The organism is Pseudoalteromonas sp. SR41-8, from assembly GCF_014163915.1.
Lineage (GTDB): Bacteria > Pseudomonadota > Gammaproteobacteria > Enterobacterales > Alteromonadaceae > Pseudoalteromonas > Pseudoalteromonas rhizosphaerae.
On sequence record NZ_JACJEE010000030.1, the window covers coordinates 1 to 16,180 of the forward strand.

The following is a 16,180-nucleotide window of genomic DNA, read 5'->3' on the forward strand; positions in this document are numbered from 1 at the left end:
ACTTCGCTATCTTGTGCTAGCTCGTCTCCAGCCTACGCCTCATATGATGTTTTTGTTCATCAGCTCACAGATTTGCTAACGGCTTCCTCCAGACTATCTCTCGCGATTTAGCCCTTGCCATTCGCGAGTGTCTATCGTTTAATAACAGTATGTTATTTAAACGGTGATCTTCCTACAGAGGACTTTCACCTCATAAGTCAATGCCCATGTCGGGCGTACATAAGCCAAGCCAGCGGGAATTTTACTCGCTGAAAAACGCTCATAAAATCCCCTGCTTGGGGCGTTAAGGTTTCATCATGTATGAAGAAGAAATCAAGTTTTTAAAAATGGTAGAAGATCCGTCGGATGAAAATAACAAGCGAGATCTTCTCTCTGAAGATGAGTGTTCCTCACTTAAATCTAAATACCAAGGATTGCCAGAAGAATACACTGCATACTTAATGGAAATTGGCGCTGGCTCTGCTAGGGAGGATCAATACATGATCTACAGCTTGCCAACTCTATGTCATGAGGATAATGATTTTTCTTGGTATGAAACAAAGGGGGTTAACTACTTAGTTATTGGTGATGACTTTGCAGGTAATTTGTATGCGTTTAATATTGATGAAGGCTATATACCTGTCTTGTTAGATCACGAATGTATGGATGAATTCATTCACCAAGGCAGTAAAAAATCTTTCTTCAGAAAAATGATGCTTATTGATGAAAATGGCGTTGACCAAAGAGAGCCTTAATCGGGTAGCCGGAGGTCTCTAACCTCCAGCCCCCACACCACCCATCATGCACTATTTATTAACAGGAAGTGCAATGGGCGGTTCATCTCCCGTAATGAGTATTGATCCAAATATCTCTCAATGACACCAAATCTTGTGAAGCTAAATAGTCATTGCCTAGCGCAATGTTAATTTTTTTGAGCCCTTTTCAACTCAAATAAGCCACTCAAGCACTGTAATCCCTTGCAAAACGCCAATTAAAGCAACAGCGAATCCTTTTTATATTTAACGTATCATCAAAGTAACTGATTGAATCAAAATAGGAACTCCGCTATGGTTTAATCATCAATAAAATAAATTAAAAAACGAGTTAATCTACAGGCTCGTTATGTGTCAAAAGGAAATTTATGAATCAAGCACTTATAATTAACGGACTACTTTTGTTTGCAGGTCTTTTCTTCTTATCTAGAAATTTGTTGTTACTAGCTAATGAATCACGTTTAAAAAGCTACTTAGAAACAAGTCCTAAAGGCATTGTATGGGTTCAGAAGTATGGAATGGAAAAAGCTATACAACACTCCAAACAAACCTTAATACCTATTGGCTGCGTCGTTGGTTTGACATTGTTAGGCTTTGGTTCATATAACTTATTTCGTATGTTGTGGTAGTACTTAGTAATACCATATAACAAGCCAAGTTAGCGGGAATTTTACTCGCTAAAAAACACTCATAAAATCCCCTGCTTGGGGCGTTAGCCTTCAAAGGAGTTCACTTGAATAAAGCAATTATAGTAGGAATTTGTTTAATACTTTTCAGCTGTTCCAGTATCCCTGTTGGGACAATGTTAAAATTGAGCTCTTTAGATGGTGATAGCTTTTTGAAACTAAAACCTAAAGAGCTTAGAACTAAAATTCAAATTGACAAGCCTATGGAGATAGACGTTACTAAAACGAAATTATCATTGGAATTAGAAACGTCAAAGGGGAATATAATATTCAATTTTCCTTTAAATGTTGTCTATGTAAAAGACATTCTACCAGAAGAAAACTGGTTAACGGCTATCCCTGAACGAAGTGAATATGAGCTTTCTCTTTCTGAAGAGGCTATTAAGAATTTTAAAAATCTTCAGGTTAAAATGAAGGCTGAACAACCTAAAAGATTTAGCTTTAATGTAGATACAGATGTTGAAAACAATCCTATGAACCAAGAAGCTATAACATTGTCAATTTTTGTTAGGTTCTCCGAGAACAGTGACTATATAACTCTGTTTGACAGAGCCTCAGTTAAAATTGAAGATAACGACTAACAAGTTTATTGAATATCATTACGGCCAAAAAACGGCCTTCATTAGACGCGCAAAAAACGCGCGCCATTTATAAAAACGTTAGGCTCAAAAAATTTAAATGTTATGTCCGAATATGGCGAGTATTAAATAAGTGAGTATTTATAATCAGATCACTTTATATAAATAGGTTTAACAAATGACAACTAATTTTTTGATAAAAGCACTAACTACAGATAGCTTTCATGAGCTAATGCTCAAAAATAATGATGAATTAAAACTTTTTGATGCAGCTTGGTTTACTGTAGATGCTGAACCAGGATATCCGTGTCGTGTTTCTCTCACGGATGCAAAAATTGGAGAGAGAGTGTTAGCCTTATCTTTCTGTCATCATAATGTCAATTCACCTTACAAGGCATCTGGAGCAATATTTGTCCGAGAAAATGCACCAACAGTTAAATTAAATATTAATGAAGTACCTAAAATGCTACGGCATAGATTACTTTCAGTAAGAGCTTACAACTCGCAAAAGCTAATGATCGAAGCTGAAGTCGCTCAAGGAACAGAGCTAGAATCTACAATCGGCAAGCAATTTCAGAATAGTAAAGTTGAATATATTCATATTCATAATGCAAATCAAGGTTGCTTCAACTGTAGTGTTCATAGAGCCTAATCGGATAGCCGGAGGTCTCCTCTAGCCCCTACACCACCCATCATGCACTTTTTATTAACAGGAAGTGCGATGGGCCCGTAATGAATATGTATCCAAATATTTCTCAATGATACTAAACCTTGTGAATCTAAGTCATTGCCTAGCGCAATGTTAATTCCTTTTGTTTTCGAGCTTATACGGTAAGCGTATAGCTAACAACACCTAGTTTACTCAATGTTCCAAGGTAACAGCGGCTCAAGGTTATTAGGCTGCTCAGTAAGGTGCCCAAGCAAGTAGAAATATAGTGCTAAAAACTGGACTAGCATTGGCACTAAACGATAGCTGAGGCGAAAGCTAAGAACCTTAATTAATTATTTATGAGCAACTGTTTAAAAAATCAATAACGTCCTCTTGTAAGTCACAATACTCATCATCGTTCAGATGCAATACATCTAAGACTTTTGATTCTATAATACCCCACTGTGGTATAGGCGAGCCTCGTCTGACCATAGTCACTAAGTTTTCAGACATTTTCAAAATAGCAAAGCAGATTTGCTCATCTGTATCTGTCACCTCAGCAAGAATAGCTGCATTGTGGTGGTTGAGGATTAACTGGCATATCTCTTTTGGTAAATGCCAACTATTAGCAAAATAATAGCCAACAACTGCATGGTTTGTTTTATATAAACGCTCTTCAATCTCAATAATAGTTTCTTTGTCTGTTTGATTAGCGCAGTGCAAAGCGGTTAAATAATTATCATATTTTATTGCCATAGGAGGCACACCGCAATCATGAAAAAGCCCAAGCGTATACAAGGGCTCTATGGCTATTTGTTTTTTAATACGCTGACCTATCATCATGTTTACATTAGCAATCTCGGTTGAAGTATCCCAAAATCTTTCTAAACTAATACAGCTGTTATCGGTTGCAAACATTTCTTTTAATTTCAAGCCCTGTGCAAGCGCATTGACTCCGTCCCAACCAAGAAACATCACAGCTTGTTTTATATCAGCCACAGTACGAGATAAGCCATAAGCAGGAGAATTTATTATTTTTAGTATTGCTGATGAAATTGCTAAATCTTTTACCACTACCTTAGCGGCATCAGCAATAGGCGCATCGCCAGTTGCTATTAAATTTTGTAACTCAGTTAATATTTCAGGTTTAGGAGGAATAATAAAATTTCTATTTATATCTTTCAGTATCTGTTCGTTTATCTCAATCATGTATGTTTGATCCCTGAAGGTGCTTATCATTATAAGAACAAATAGATAATTAATAGTAGAAGTTCATCGCAACTATGACAACTAAAATAGGAAGCGCTAGATGAATTACAGCTCAAATAGTTAAGCTATTACTGACAAACAAAAAAGCACTGTATATACATACAGCACCATTTAAAATGCTACTTTATTAACCAATTAAGTTATAAAACAAAAACGGCAAGCCGAGGCTTGCCGTTTTATTACACTTAAAAAAGGTTTACTTACAAACGAATACCGCCGTCAATCTCAACCACGCGACCGGTGAAGAAGTCGTTTTCGATTATATACTGCGCTGTGTGCGCAATTTCATCCGCTTCACCAAAGCGCCCCACGGGTGTTACTGCTAGCATACGCTGCTTGGCTTCTGGTTTCATAGCATCAGTCATATTAGTACGAATAACGCCTGGTGCAATGGCACCTACACGAATACCAAAACGGCCAAGCTCTTTTGCCCAACCTGTAGTCATCGCTACCACACCCGCTTTCGACGCAGCGTAGTTAGTTTGACCAATGTTACCTGCACGAGCAACACTCGACATATTAACTATCACGCCACCTTTACCCGATTCAATCATATGACACGCAGCTTCACGCCCCGCTAAAAACACGCCGGTTAAGTTTACATCAATCACTGACTTAAATTGATCAAGCGCCATTTTAGCAACCACTTTGCCTTCTTTAGCTTTGATAAACATACCATCGCGTAAAATACCGGCATTATTTATCAATACACCAATATGACCAAAATCTGTATTGATGGTATTAAATGTATTTACCACCGCATCTTCATCAGTCACATTGGCAACATAGGCTTTTACAGTTACACCATGTTGGCTAAGCTCAGCAACTGCATCATCTAACAGCGCTTGTTGCATATCAATTAACGCAATATTAGCACCAAGCGACGCAAGTTTATGCGCCATTGCAAATCCTAAGCCTTGCGCGCCACCGGTGATCACCACGGTATTATTTTTAATTTCCACCTGTTACTCCTTCGAGAATAATTTAAATATGGCGCTAAAGTCTTCGCTGCCCGCACCTTGGTGTTGCAACATGGTATAAAGGTTTTTAGCCATTGACCCCATCGGGGTTACTGAATTACTTTGCTGCGCGGCTTCCATCGCAAGACCTAGGTCTTTAGCCATTAAGTCAACCATAAAGCCTGGTTTATAATCATTACTAGCAGGGGCTGTGTCCATCACACCTGGGCAAGGATTGTAAAGCTCAAGGGTCCAGTTACGACCAGAGCTGGCGGTCATAATGTCGCTCAGCACTTTTGCGTCAAGGCCATTATTTATACCCATTTGAATTGCTTCACTGGTTCCCGCCATAAGAATACTCAATAGCATGTTATTACAAATTTTTGCGACTTGTCCTGCGCCAATATCACCTGCATGAAAGATATTTTTACCCATATCAGCAAGCACCGGCTGGGCCTTAGCAAATTGCTCATCGCCACCACCGACGATAAAGGTCAGTGTACCTGCCGTTGCACCGGCAACACCACCGGATACCGGCGCGTCAACAAAGTCGATACCATGCTCACTAAGCTCAGCGCCTACGTCGCGTGCTGATGCTGCATCAATCGTTGAACAATCAATTACTAACGTTGACTTTGCTAAAATATTTACAAGTCCGGTATCACCTAAATAAAGTGACTTAACGTGCTTACTGGCCGGTAGCATGCTGATCAATACATCCACATCCGTTGCACAATGTTTAGCATCATCCGCGGCGATCGCGCCATTTTCAGCAAGTAGATTTACGACCGTTCGGTTTAAATCAAACACCTTAACCTGATGACCCGCTTTAACTAAGTTGGCAGCCATTGGGCCACCCATGTTACCTAAACCAATAAAACCAATAGAAAGTGACATAACATTATCCTTGTGTAAGTTGTTTTAGTGGATGTGAGTCGTGATCCCAACGTTGAACAAAAAAACTCTCGACTAATTCATCAGGGATCTGTTCAATCGTTTTAAACTGCCAATTAGGCGCGCCGTCTTTATCAATCAGTAACGCACGAATACCTTCTTGAAACTCGCCGACTTCACCACAGCGAACCGACATACCCAGTTCCATTTGAAAACATTCGCCTAAACTTTTACCTTTTGAACTGGCAAGTTGACGCTCAACTAAGGCGCAACTGAGCGGGCAACCGTGCTTTAATGCTTTTTGTGCTCGGGTAAGCCACGTATCGTCAGTTTCTAGATTTAAGATATAATTTACTTTATCGCGTAGTTCAGTAAATTCACCCAATTTTTGAATGGTGGCTAAATGCGCCTTTACATTGCCTTTTGGCATTCGCCCAGAAACATTATCAAGTTCGGTAAGTAAACTGGTCAGCTTCTCGTGATTCAATGAAGCCGTTTTACCCCACTTAATGCTGCACAATTGCTCAATCAGAGTGTCGTATTTATCCGCCTTGAGGTAGTGATCAGCCAATGCCACATACATTGCATCGTCACAATTAATAGACGCTGCAGTTAACCCCAAAAATAAGCCGACATGTTCAGGCATTTTATGTAGAAAATAACTACCGCCTACATCTGGGTATAAACCAATTGTTAGCTCAGGCATAGCTATACGTGAGTTCTCAGTTACCACACGATGACTTGCACCCGCCATTAAGCCTAAACCGCCGCCCATCACAATACCATTACCCCAAACAAGGATCGGTTTATCATAACAATGAATGAGGTGGTCAAGGCGATACTCGTGAGCAAAGTAATCTTCTATTAGATTTGCCGGTTCACCGCTGTCCATAGCATTATGCAGGCTGACTACATCACCACCGGCACAAAATGCTTTATCCCCTGCCCCTTTAAGTATCACCATCGCAACACTACTGTCAGCCGCCCATGCGTTAAGTTGCGGCGCTAATAATTTGATCATCTCAAAATTAAGTGCATTTAACGATTTAGGGGAGTTGAGCGTGGCAAAACCAATGAGTGAGCCGTTTGCAGCGCTCGCAGTTTCAAACACCACGGGCGCATCTGGTGAATTTAATTGCGTTAACTCAATCATTAGCCATTCACCCAATTTGCTTTGCGTTTTTCTAGGAAGGCATTCACCCCTTCTTGTTGATCTTGTGTATCAAACAAACCAACAAATAACTCACGTTCAAGCGGTAATACATGCGCCATTGGCTGAGTGCGGCCCTTTTGGATCAGGGTTTTACAGGCACTAACAGCAACAGGACTTTGATCTGCCACTTGAGTAGCTAATTTAATTGCCACAGCAAGACTTTCGCCTTGTGGTACCACTTCTTCAACTAAGCCAATTTGCAGGGCTTTATCTGCTTTTAGACGCTCACCACATAAGATCATACGTTTAGCCCAGCCTTCACCAACTAACCATGCTAGGTTTTGCGTGCCACCCGCACACGGTAGTAAACCTACTTTGGCTTCTGGTAGTGCCATTTGTGCTTGCTCTTCTGCAATGCGAATATCACATGCTAACGCTACTTCTAGACCACCACCCATGGCATAGCCATTGATCGCGGCAATGGATACGCCTCGAAATGCAGTTAATGCTTCAAATGCGTCACCAAATACTTGCGACATAGTCGCTGCTACGCCTTTATCGCCACCAGCAAATACATTTAAATCAGCACCAGCACTGAAGAATTTTTCACCTTCACCGGTGATCACTAAGGAGTAAACATTTTTATTGTCATTGAGCTCATTTACCATATTTTTTAAGGCAATTAACGTGTCTTTAGTCCAGGTATTCGCTGGCGGATTAGACATGGTTAAAATCGCTACGTGACCTTCAATGGTTAATTCAATACTTGGGTTTGACATTTCGCGCTCCTTATAGAATATCGGCTGCTGATTCAGCTAAAATACGGCGTGCAATAATCACCCGCATGATCTCGTTAGTACCTTCAAGAATTTGATGAACGCGCACATCACGTACATGGCGCTCCAGTGGGTATTCTTTGATATAACCATAACCACCATGAATTTGTAGTGCGTCATTACACACAGTAAAACCGACATCAGTGGCAAAACGCTTTGCCATGGCGCAATAAGTGGTTTTTTCGCTGTCATTATTATCAAGTTTAAAAGCCGCTAAACGCACCATTTGACGCGCCGCAACAAGCTCGGTATTCATATCGGCAATTTTAAATTGCAGCGCTTGAAAAGCAGCCAACGGTTTACCAAATTGTGTGCGTTCTTTTAAGTATTCACGGGCTGTTTCAAGTGCCGCTTGGGCAGTGCCAATTGAACAAGTTGCAATATTAATACGCCCGCCATCAAGGCCTTGCATTGCAAACTTAAAGCCTTCACCTTCTTGACCTAATAAATTATGAGCAGGTATGCGTACATCTTCAAAACTAATTAGTCGTGTTGGCTGCGCATTCCAGCCCATTTTTTCTTCTGCTTTACCGTATTCAACGCCTTTGGCATCAGCCGGTACTACAAACGCAGAAATACCCGCCGCACCTTCACCGCCAGTACGCGCCATAACTACTAACACTTCGGTCTCGCCTGCGCCTGAGATAAACATTTTTGAGCCATTGATCACGTAATCATCGCCATCACGAACCGCTTTTGTTTTCAATGAGGCTGCATCGGAGCCTGAACCAGGCTCTGTTAAACAATAAGAAGCTAGTAGCTCACCCATAACAAGTTGATCACAATATTGAGCTTTTGTTTGCTCAGTACCAAAACTTGCAATCATCCAGGTCGCCATATTGTGAATGGTCAACATTGCGGTTGTAGCTGTACAACCCATCGCCAACTGTTCAAAAATAATACTTGAATCTAAGCGCGACAGGCCTAAACCGCCTGCTTCCTCTGGCGTATACAAACCACAGAAACCCAGTTCACCTGCAGCTTTAATGGTATCTTTTGGAAAAATATGTTCGCGGTCCCATTTTGCTGCATAAGGAGCCAGTGCTGATTCTGCGAATTGACGAGCTGTTTGAGCAAATGCTTGCTGATCTTCTGTTAAATTAAAGTCCATTGGAGACCTCTTGTTTATAATTGCGTTGTCAAATTAGATATTCGTGAAGAGCAACGAAGGCAATATTGTGTGTGAAATAGCCTTCGTGCCCCTCTTTTTTATTATGTGGAGTAAGTTAAATTAGTTATTTAAGATTAATGCTCATGTTTGGACCAGAGGCAATCTCGTCTTCAAACCAACGTGAAGTAATTGTTTTGGTCTCAGTATAAAAACGAATACCTTGCTTACCGTACGTATGCGTATCGCCATAGAATGAACCTTTCCAACCGGTGAACGAAAAGAATGGCAGTGGCACAGGAATTGGTACGTTAATACCCACTTGACCGACTTCAATCTCATGTTGGAACTTACGCGCAACCGCACCACTTGAAGTGAATAATGACGTGCCATTACCAAATGGAGAATCATTTATAAGCGCGATTGCTTCATCGAGCGAATCAACAAACATACACGCCAGTACTGGGCCAAAAATTTCTTCTTTGTATAAATCCATCTCAGTGGTGACGTCAGTAAATAAGGTAGGTCCTACCCAGTTACCTTTTTCATAGCCTTCAACAGTAAAATCAGAGCCATCAATTAAACACGTTGCACCTTGCTCTTTACCTTGTGCAATCAGTGACAAAATACGCGCTTTGGCTGCGGTCGATGTTTGCGGACCATAGGCTGCATCTTTGTCATCCCACACACCCGGGCGCACATTGGCAAAACCGGCTTTGATGTCTTCAACCCAGTCTTTCGCTTGGCCAACAAACACCGCCACTGAAATACCCATACAACGCTGACCCGCAGCACCAACAGAGGCACCAACAAGGTTATTAACTACATGTGAGCGACTTGCATCAGGCATTATCACCATGTGGTTTTTAGCACCGACACAGGCTTGTACACGTTTTAAATTAGCAGTGCCTTTAGAGTAAATGTATTCACCTACGCCACACGAGCCAACAAACGAAATTGCACGTACTGCGGGATCTTCTAATAAGCGGTCAACTTGTACTTTAGTGCCATGAACAACTTGTAATACACCTGCTGGTGCGCCGGCTTCAATGAACAGTTCAGCGAGTCGCATTGGCGTCAGCGGATCTTGCTCAGAAGGTTTTAAAATAAAGGTGTTACCGCACACAATCGCCAGTGGGAACATCCATAGTGGGATCATCGCTGGGAAGTTAAACGGCGTAATACCCGCGCACACACCCAGTGGTTGCATGTATGAGTAAGTATCGATTTTACGGGCCACGTTTTCCATGGTTTCGCCCATCATTAAAGATGGCGCATTAGCTGCTTGCTCAACCACTTCAATACCACGCCAAACATCGCCTTTGGCATCTTCAAAGGTTTTGCCTAATTCATGGCAAATAATGGTGGCTAGTTCATCGTGGTGCTCTTTTAAAAGTGCTGCATACTTCATCATAATGCGCGCACGTTCAGTAATTGGCACATCTTTCCAGCTTTTAAAGGTGTCTTTGGCTGATGCGATAGCCGCATCCATTTCAGCGTCGGTAGCACACGGTACTTGTGCTAACACTTCTTGGTTTGCTGGATTAATAACGTCAATCAGTTGATCTGATGTTGATTGAACAAATTCGCCGTTGATCAGTAATGGTACTTGGTGCATAACGCACTCCTCCCCAGAGGGTAATAAATTAAGCCGCAGTAGTTATTGTTAAAAGAGCCTACGGCTGTAAGAGTTTAAATTTAACTAATTTATAGTGCTTCAACCGCCAGTGCGACCGCCTCGCCACCGCCAATACATAAAGACGCTATGCCTTTTTTCAGGCCACGATTTTTAAGAGCATGGATAAGTGTCACTAAAATACGTGCGCCGCTAGCACCAATTGGGTGGCCAAGTGCACAAGCACCACCATTAACATTCACTTTGCTGGCATCAAGTTTTAATTCATTAATCGCCAACATTGTTACCATGGCGAATGCTTCGTTAATTTCCCATAAGTCAACGTCGTCAGTTGTCCAGCCTGCTTTTGCAAGCAAAGTATTCATTGCGCCAACAGGAGCAAGAGTAAACTCACTTGGTTTTTGAGAATGGGTACTGTGCGCAACAATACGACACAGTGGCGTAAGCCCTTGTGCTTTGGCGTGCGATTCACTCATTAAAATAAGGGCTGCGCCACCGTCTGAAATTGACGATGAATTAGCAGCAGTGATGGTGCCGTCTTTTTTAAACGCAGCACGCAAACCGGGAATTTTTTCTGGGCGTGCATTACCTGGTTGCTCGTCAATGCTGATGGTTACATCGCCCTTGCGAGAGCTAATAGTGTGCGGCGCAATTTCATTTACAAAATCGCCATTTGCAATCGCAGCATTTGCTTTGGTCAGTGAATTAAGTGCAAATTCATCCATTTGCTCGCGGCCAATACCGTATTCATCAGCCGTATCTTGAGCAAAACAGCCCATCGCTTTATTATCGTATGCGTCTTCTAGGCCATCACTCATCATGTGATCTTTAATTTCGCCATGGCCCATACGCATACCGCCACGCGCTTTAGGAATAAAATATGGCGAGTTGGTCATGCTTTCCATGCCACCTGCAACCGCGCTGTTAATTGAACCGGCTTTAATTAAATCATGTGCAAGCATGGCGGCCTTTAAACCTGAACCACATACTTTGTTGATGGTCGTAGCGCCAGTACTGCGCGCAAGACCTGCTTTTAACATTGCTTGACGTGCTGGCGCTTGACCTAAACCTGCCGGTAATACACAGCCCATGATCACTTCATCAATAGCTGTATCGCTTAATCCGGTGTCAGCAAGCGCACTGGCAATGGCTGTTGCACCTAACTCAGTGGCGGCTGCATCACTAAGGGCTCCCATAAAACCACCCATTGGGGTGCGTTTTGCTGCTACAATAACAACGGCTTCGGTAGTCATAAAAAAGGCTCCATTTTATAATTGGCTATATTCATATGCAGAGATTAGCCAAACACTGTATTTATAATCTGCTTATGAGCATACATAATATTTACGTTTACGCCAACGTAAATCTAAAATCAAGGTTTTTGCGCCCAACAAAAGTGTAAACATATCTTTATTTTGCTGTAGCCTAATACAAACAGCGCCCCTGCAAGCTGCATTAATAAAGGTTACACCTGCTATTTATGGCTTTAGGTTATTAGTCTAAAGTATAAGTTCTACAATCCACTTTACCTTTACGTAAACTTCACTTATATTGGAGTTATTCGAATGAGGTAAAAACACTATGAATCAAGATAATCAAACAAACTTTGCAAGTTCAGCCGCCGAACCGGCAAGCAATGAACAAACCTTTAGTATCAGTGAACTGGCTAAAGAGTTTGATATAACCACCCGCTCAATTCGCTTTTACGAAGATCAGGGCTTAATTTCACCTGAGCGTAATGGCCAAACCCGTATTTATTCAAAACGCGATAAAGTGCGTTTAAAACTTATTTTACGTGGCAAGCGGTTAGGTTTTACCTTAGCTGAAACAGGCCGTTTGTTTGAACTTTATGATGCCGATAAATCCAGCGCTAAACAGTTAGTGACTATGCTTGACTTAATTTCAGATAAAAAAGCTGATCTAAGCCAACAAATGGATGACATTAAAGTTGTCTTGATGGAATTAGTAACCGCAGAGCGTCGTTGTCGCGACACCTTAAATCAATTAGATGAATAACTAGTTTTAAACAATAACGATTAAATGACTATTCATTAACAGTCTCTCACACAGGAATGAATCATGAGCACTATTTCACTATATAAAGAAATGAACTTTGGCCTTGGCGAAACCGCAGATATGATCCGCGATCATGTAAACAGTTTTGCTAGCCAAGAAATTGCCCCTTTAGCTGAAAAAACCGATCTTGATAATGCGTTTCCTAATCAGCTTTGGCCACAACTTGGCGAAATGGGTGTATTAGGTATGACCGTACCCGAAGAGCTCGGTGGTGCGGGTTTAGGTTATCTAGAGCACGTAATCGCAATGGAAGAAATTAGCCGAGCGAGTGCCTCTATCGGCCTAAGTTACGGTGCTCATTCTAACCTGTGTGTTAATCAAATTAATCGCAATGGCACGCAAGCACAAAAAGAAAAATACTTACCTAAATTAATTAGTGGTGAGCACATTGGTGCCCTTGCCATGAGTGAGCCTAACGCAGGCTCTGACGTAGTATCAATGAAACTTAAAGCCGAGAAAAAAGGCGATAAGTACATTTTAAACGGTAATAAAATGTGGATCACCAATGGTCCAGATGCGCATACTTTAGTGATCTATGCTAAAACTGATTTAACCGCTGGCGCTAAAGGCATCACCGCATTTATTGTTGAGAGTAATTTCCCTGGTTTTTCTACCGCCCAAAAACTCGACAAACTCGGGATGCGCGGCTCAAATACCTGTGAATTAGTGTTCGAAAACTGTGAAGTACCAGAAGAGAACATCCTTGGCAATTTAAACGAAGGCGTTAAGGTACTAATGAGTGGCCTTGATTATGAACGTGTTGTGCTAGCGGCAGGCCCGCTGGGTATCATGCAAGCCTGTATGGATATTGTTGTACCTTATATTCATGAACGTAAGCAGTTTGATACACCGATTGGTCAATTTCAGCTGATACAAGGCAAAGTAGCCGACATGTATACACAAATGAATGCAGCTCGCTCTTATGTATACACTGTTGCGCGTTCATGTGATCGCGGTGAAACGACCCGTAAAGATGCCGCAGGCGCAATTTTATATGCGGCAGAGCTGGCAACTAAAATGGCACTTGATGCTATTCAAATTCTCGGTGGTAACGGTTATATCAACGAATACGCCACTGGCCGCCTATTGCGTGACGCTAAGCTTTATGAAATTGGTGCCGGTACCTCGGAAATTCGTCGCATGCTAATTGGTCGCGAATTATTTACTGAAAGCCGTTAAGGATAAGCGCTATGACTATTTTAAAATCAAGCGTCAACCCTCACGACCCGCAGTTTTTGCAAAATCATAAAAATATGGCGGCACTGGTTGATGATTTACGCGATAAAGTAAGCGAGATCAGCCAAGGTGGTGGCGTAGCGTTAATAGAACGCCATGAAAGCCGTGGTAAAATGTTCGTGCGTGAACGCATTAGTACCTTACTTGACGAAGGTTCACCATTTTTAGAGATTTCACAATTTGCAGCCTTTGGTGTTTATGAGCAAGCGATTCCTTGTGCCGGTGTAGTTGCTGGTATTGGCCGTGTTAAAGGCGTTGAATGTATGATCATCGCCAATGATGCGACAGTTAAGGGCGGCACCTATTTTCCACTAACCGTTAAAAAACATTTACGCGCACAAGATATTGCCGAGCGGTGTCACCTACCGTGTATATATTTGGTTGATTCAGGTGGTGCCAACCTACCTGAGCAAGATGATGTATTTCCTGACAAACTGCACTTTGGTCGTATTTTTTATAATCAAGCGCGTATGTCGGGCAAAGGCATTCCACAAATTGCAGTCGTTATGGGTTTATGTACCGCAGGTGGCGCGTACGTGCCTGCAATGGCCGACGAAAGCATCATTGTAAAAGAGCAAGGCACAATATTTTTAGCCGGCCCACCGCTGGTAAAAGCGGCTACAGGTGAAGAGGTAACCGCAGAAGAACTTGGCGGCGCTGATGTCCACTGTAAAACATCAGGGGTTGCCGATCATTACGCTGAAAATGACGCTCATGCGTTATCAATTGCTCGCCAATGTATTGAACGAATTAATTATCAACGCCCTACTTCGCCAATATTAGAGCAAGTAAAAGCACCGCGTTATGATATTAACGAATTATACGGCATTGTTGGCACCGATCTTAAAAAGCCATTTGATGTTCGCGAAGTGATTGCACGTACCGTGGATGACTCTTCGTTTGATGAGTTTAAACGTTACTTTGGCGATACCTTAGTGACTGGGTTTGCGAAAATCTATGGTCATCCGGTTGGGATTGTTGCTAACAATGGCATTTTGTTTAGTGAGTCAGCTCAAAAAGGCGCGCACTTTATACAGCTGTGCGCACAACGAAATATTCCACTGGTGTTTTTACAAAATATTACCGGCTTTATGGTAGGTAAAAAATACGAAGCCGAAGGCATTGCTAAACACGGCGCTAAAATGGTGATGGCTGTTTCGTGTGCTGATGTTCCAAAATTTACCGTATTAATTGGCGGCTCTTATGGCGCAGGTAACTATGGCATGTGTGGTCGTGCGTTTGAACCGACTATGATGTGGATGTGGCCTAATGCGCGTATTTCTGTGATGGGCGGCGAACAAGCAGCAGGCGTTATGGCGCAAGTCAAACAAGATGGTTTAGCCCGTAAAGGCCAAAGCATGACTGATGAGCAAATCAGCGAGTTTAAACAGCCGATTATCGAGCAATACGAGCAACAAGGTCATCCATACTATGCCAGCGCCCGTTTGTGGGATGACGGTATCATCGATCCAGCAGATACCCGAAGTGTGCTAGGTTTAGCTCTCAGTGCTGCAGCCAATGCACCAAAACGTGATTCGCAATTCGGCGTATTTAGAATGTAAGGACGTGAGTATGTCAGTAACACTACAAATAACTAAATCAAATGTGGCTGTACTCGTTTTAAGTCGCCCTGAAAAGCGCAATGCCTTTAACGAGCAAGTGATCCAAGAACTTATTCAATGTATAGAGCATGCTAATAGCTTAAATGTACGCGCCCTTGTTTTAAAAACTGAGGGAGAGCATTTCTCTGCAGGGGCTGATCTTAATTGGATGAAGTCCATGGCAAACAATGACTTCAGTGAGAATCTTGCGGATTCAAAACAACTTGCCAAATTAATGCATGTATTAGCCAGCAGCCCACTGCCAACGGTATGTGCTGTGCAAGGCGCGGCATTTGGCGGCGCACTGGGCTTAATTGCCTGTTGTGACATAGCCATATGCCAAGACAATGCACAGTTTTGTTTAAGCGAAGTAAAACTTGGCCTCATTCCAGCTGTAATCAGCCCGTATGTGATCAGAGCCATTGGCGAGCGCGCTGCACGTCGTTATTTTTTAACCGCTGAGATTTTTGATGCCCACACAGCCAAGCAATTAGGCTTAATTCATCAAGTAACCGGTAAACTTGAATGCGCGCTTGATCAGCTACTCGAAACACTGATCAACAACGGCCCTGTCGCGGTTCGCGCAGCAAAACAATTGATCAACGATGTAGCTGGCCATGATATTAATGAACAAATCATAAATTTAACCGCAGAGCGTATCGCCAAAATTCGCGTATCTGAAGAAGGTCAAGAAGGGTTATCTGCCTTTTTTGAAAAACGCCCACCAAATTGGCAAAAATAGGGATC

The 16,180-nt window shown here is 42.2% G+C and carries 16 protein-coding genes; 8 read left to right on the forward strand and 8 right to left on the reverse strand.

Annotation, left to right across the window (positions count from 1 at the left end):
• Nucleotides 1-296 precede the first annotated feature (296 nt).
• The 4 genes from H5162_RS16810 to H5162_RS16825 all read left to right on the forward strand — a co-directional run bounded on the left by H5162_RS16810 (nt 297) and on the right by H5162_RS16825 (nt 2,668).
• On the forward strand, nt 297-734 hold the full coding sequence (locus H5162_RS16810) for an SMI1/KNR4 family protein (RefSeq protein ID WP_182779044.1): 438 nt from the start codon (nt 297-299) through the stop codon (nt 732-734).
• 386 nt (nt 735-1,120) lie between these two features.
• Entirely contained in the window at nt 1,121-1,381 is a 261-nt protein-coding gene (locus H5162_RS16815) for a hypothetical protein (protein WP_182779046.1), read from the forward strand.
• Nucleotides 1,382-1,485: 104 nt separating this feature from the next.
• The gene (locus H5162_RS16820; RefSeq protein WP_182779048.1) at nt 1,486-2,019 is read left to right on the forward strand and encodes a hypothetical protein; all 534 of its coding nucleotides are present in this window, start codon (nt 1,486-1,488) and stop codon (nt 2,017-2,019) included.
• A gap of 175 nt (nt 2,020-2,194) precedes the next feature.
• Nucleotides 2,195-2,668, forward strand: a complete 474-nt coding sequence (locus tag H5162_RS16825; protein WP_182779050.1) for a DUF1203 domain-containing protein — start codon at nt 2,195-2,197, stop codon at nt 2,666-2,668.
• Nucleotides 2,669-3,022: 354 nt separating this feature from the next.
• Here H5162_RS16825 and H5162_RS16830 read toward each other — a convergent pair whose 3' ends face one another.
• From H5162_RS16830 to H5162_RS16865, 8 genes are all read right to left on the reverse strand, one after another.
• Nucleotides 3,023-3,874 (reverse strand): HDOD domain-containing protein, encoded by an 852-nt coding sequence (locus tag H5162_RS16830; RefSeq protein ID WP_182779052.1) that lies wholly within the window; start codon nt 3,872-3,874, stop codon nt 3,023-3,025.
• Between the two features lie 260 nt (nt 3,875-4,134).
• Nucleotides 4,135-4,896, reverse strand: coding sequence for an SDR family oxidoreductase (locus H5162_RS16835; protein ID WP_145233291.1), 762 nt, complete (start codon nt 4,894-4,896; stop codon nt 4,135-4,137).
• 3 nt (nt 4,897-4,899) lie between these two features.
• Entirely contained in the window at nt 4,900-5,790 is an 891-nt protein-coding gene (mmsB, locus tag H5162_RS16840) for a 3-hydroxyisobutyrate dehydrogenase (protein ID WP_182779054.1), read from the reverse strand.
• 4 nt (nt 5,791-5,794) lie between these two features.
• Nucleotides 5,795-6,940: an enoyl-CoA hydratase/isomerase family protein gene (locus H5162_RS16845; protein WP_182779056.1), complete on the reverse strand. Its 1,146-nt coding sequence runs from the start codon at nt 6,938-6,940 to the stop codon at nt 5,795-5,797.
• Complete coding sequence (locus H5162_RS16850) at nt 6,940-7,719, reverse strand: enoyl-CoA hydratase (RefSeq protein ID WP_182759302.1); 780 nt, start codon at nt 7,717-7,719, stop codon at nt 6,940-6,942. The genes H5162_RS16845 and H5162_RS16850 overlap by 1 nt, the downstream gene beginning before the upstream one ends.
• 10 nt (nt 7,720-7,729) lie before the next feature.
• Nucleotides 7,730-8,887, reverse strand: a complete 1,158-nt coding sequence (locus tag H5162_RS16855) for an acyl-CoA dehydrogenase family protein (RefSeq protein WP_145233281.1) — start codon at nt 8,885-8,887, stop codon at nt 7,730-7,732.
• A gap of 124 nt (nt 8,888-9,011) precedes the next feature.
• Complete coding sequence (locus H5162_RS16860; RefSeq protein WP_182779058.1) at nt 9,012-10,502, reverse strand: CoA-acylating methylmalonate-semialdehyde dehydrogenase; 1,491 nt, start codon at nt 10,500-10,502, stop codon at nt 9,012-9,014.
• 89 nt (nt 10,503-10,591) lie between these two features.
• Complete coding sequence (locus H5162_RS16865) at nt 10,592-11,773, reverse strand: acetyl-CoA C-acyltransferase (RefSeq protein WP_182779060.1); 1,182 nt, start codon at nt 11,771-11,773, stop codon at nt 10,592-10,594.
• Nucleotides 11,774-12,101: 328 nt separating this feature from the next.
• Between H5162_RS16865 and H5162_RS16870 the strand changes: the two genes are divergently transcribed.
• The 4 genes from H5162_RS16870 to H5162_RS16885 all read left to right on the forward strand — a co-directional run bounded on the left by H5162_RS16870 (nt 12,102) and on the right by H5162_RS16885 (nt 16,175).
• Nucleotides 12,102-12,536 (forward strand): MerR family DNA-binding transcriptional regulator, encoded by a 435-nt coding sequence (locus H5162_RS16870; protein WP_145233276.1) that lies wholly within the window; start codon nt 12,102-12,104, stop codon nt 12,534-12,536.
• Between the two features lie 63 nt (nt 12,537-12,599).
• Nucleotides 12,600-13,775, forward strand: coding sequence for an isovaleryl-CoA dehydrogenase (locus H5162_RS16875; RefSeq protein WP_182730585.1), 1,176 nt, complete (start codon nt 12,600-12,602; stop codon nt 13,773-13,775).
• 11 nt (nt 13,776-13,786) lie between these two features.
• On the forward strand, nt 13,787-15,394 hold the full coding sequence (locus H5162_RS16880; protein WP_149982463.1) for a carboxyl transferase domain-containing protein: 1,608 nt from the start codon (nt 13,787-13,789) through the stop codon (nt 15,392-15,394).
• Between the two features lie 10 nt (nt 15,395-15,404).
• On the forward strand, nt 15,405-16,175 hold the full coding sequence (locus H5162_RS16885; RefSeq protein ID WP_145233273.1) for an enoyl-CoA hydratase/isomerase family protein: 771 nt from the start codon (nt 15,405-15,407) through the stop codon (nt 16,173-16,175).
• The last annotated feature ends 5 nt before the right edge of the window (nt 16,176-16,180 follow it).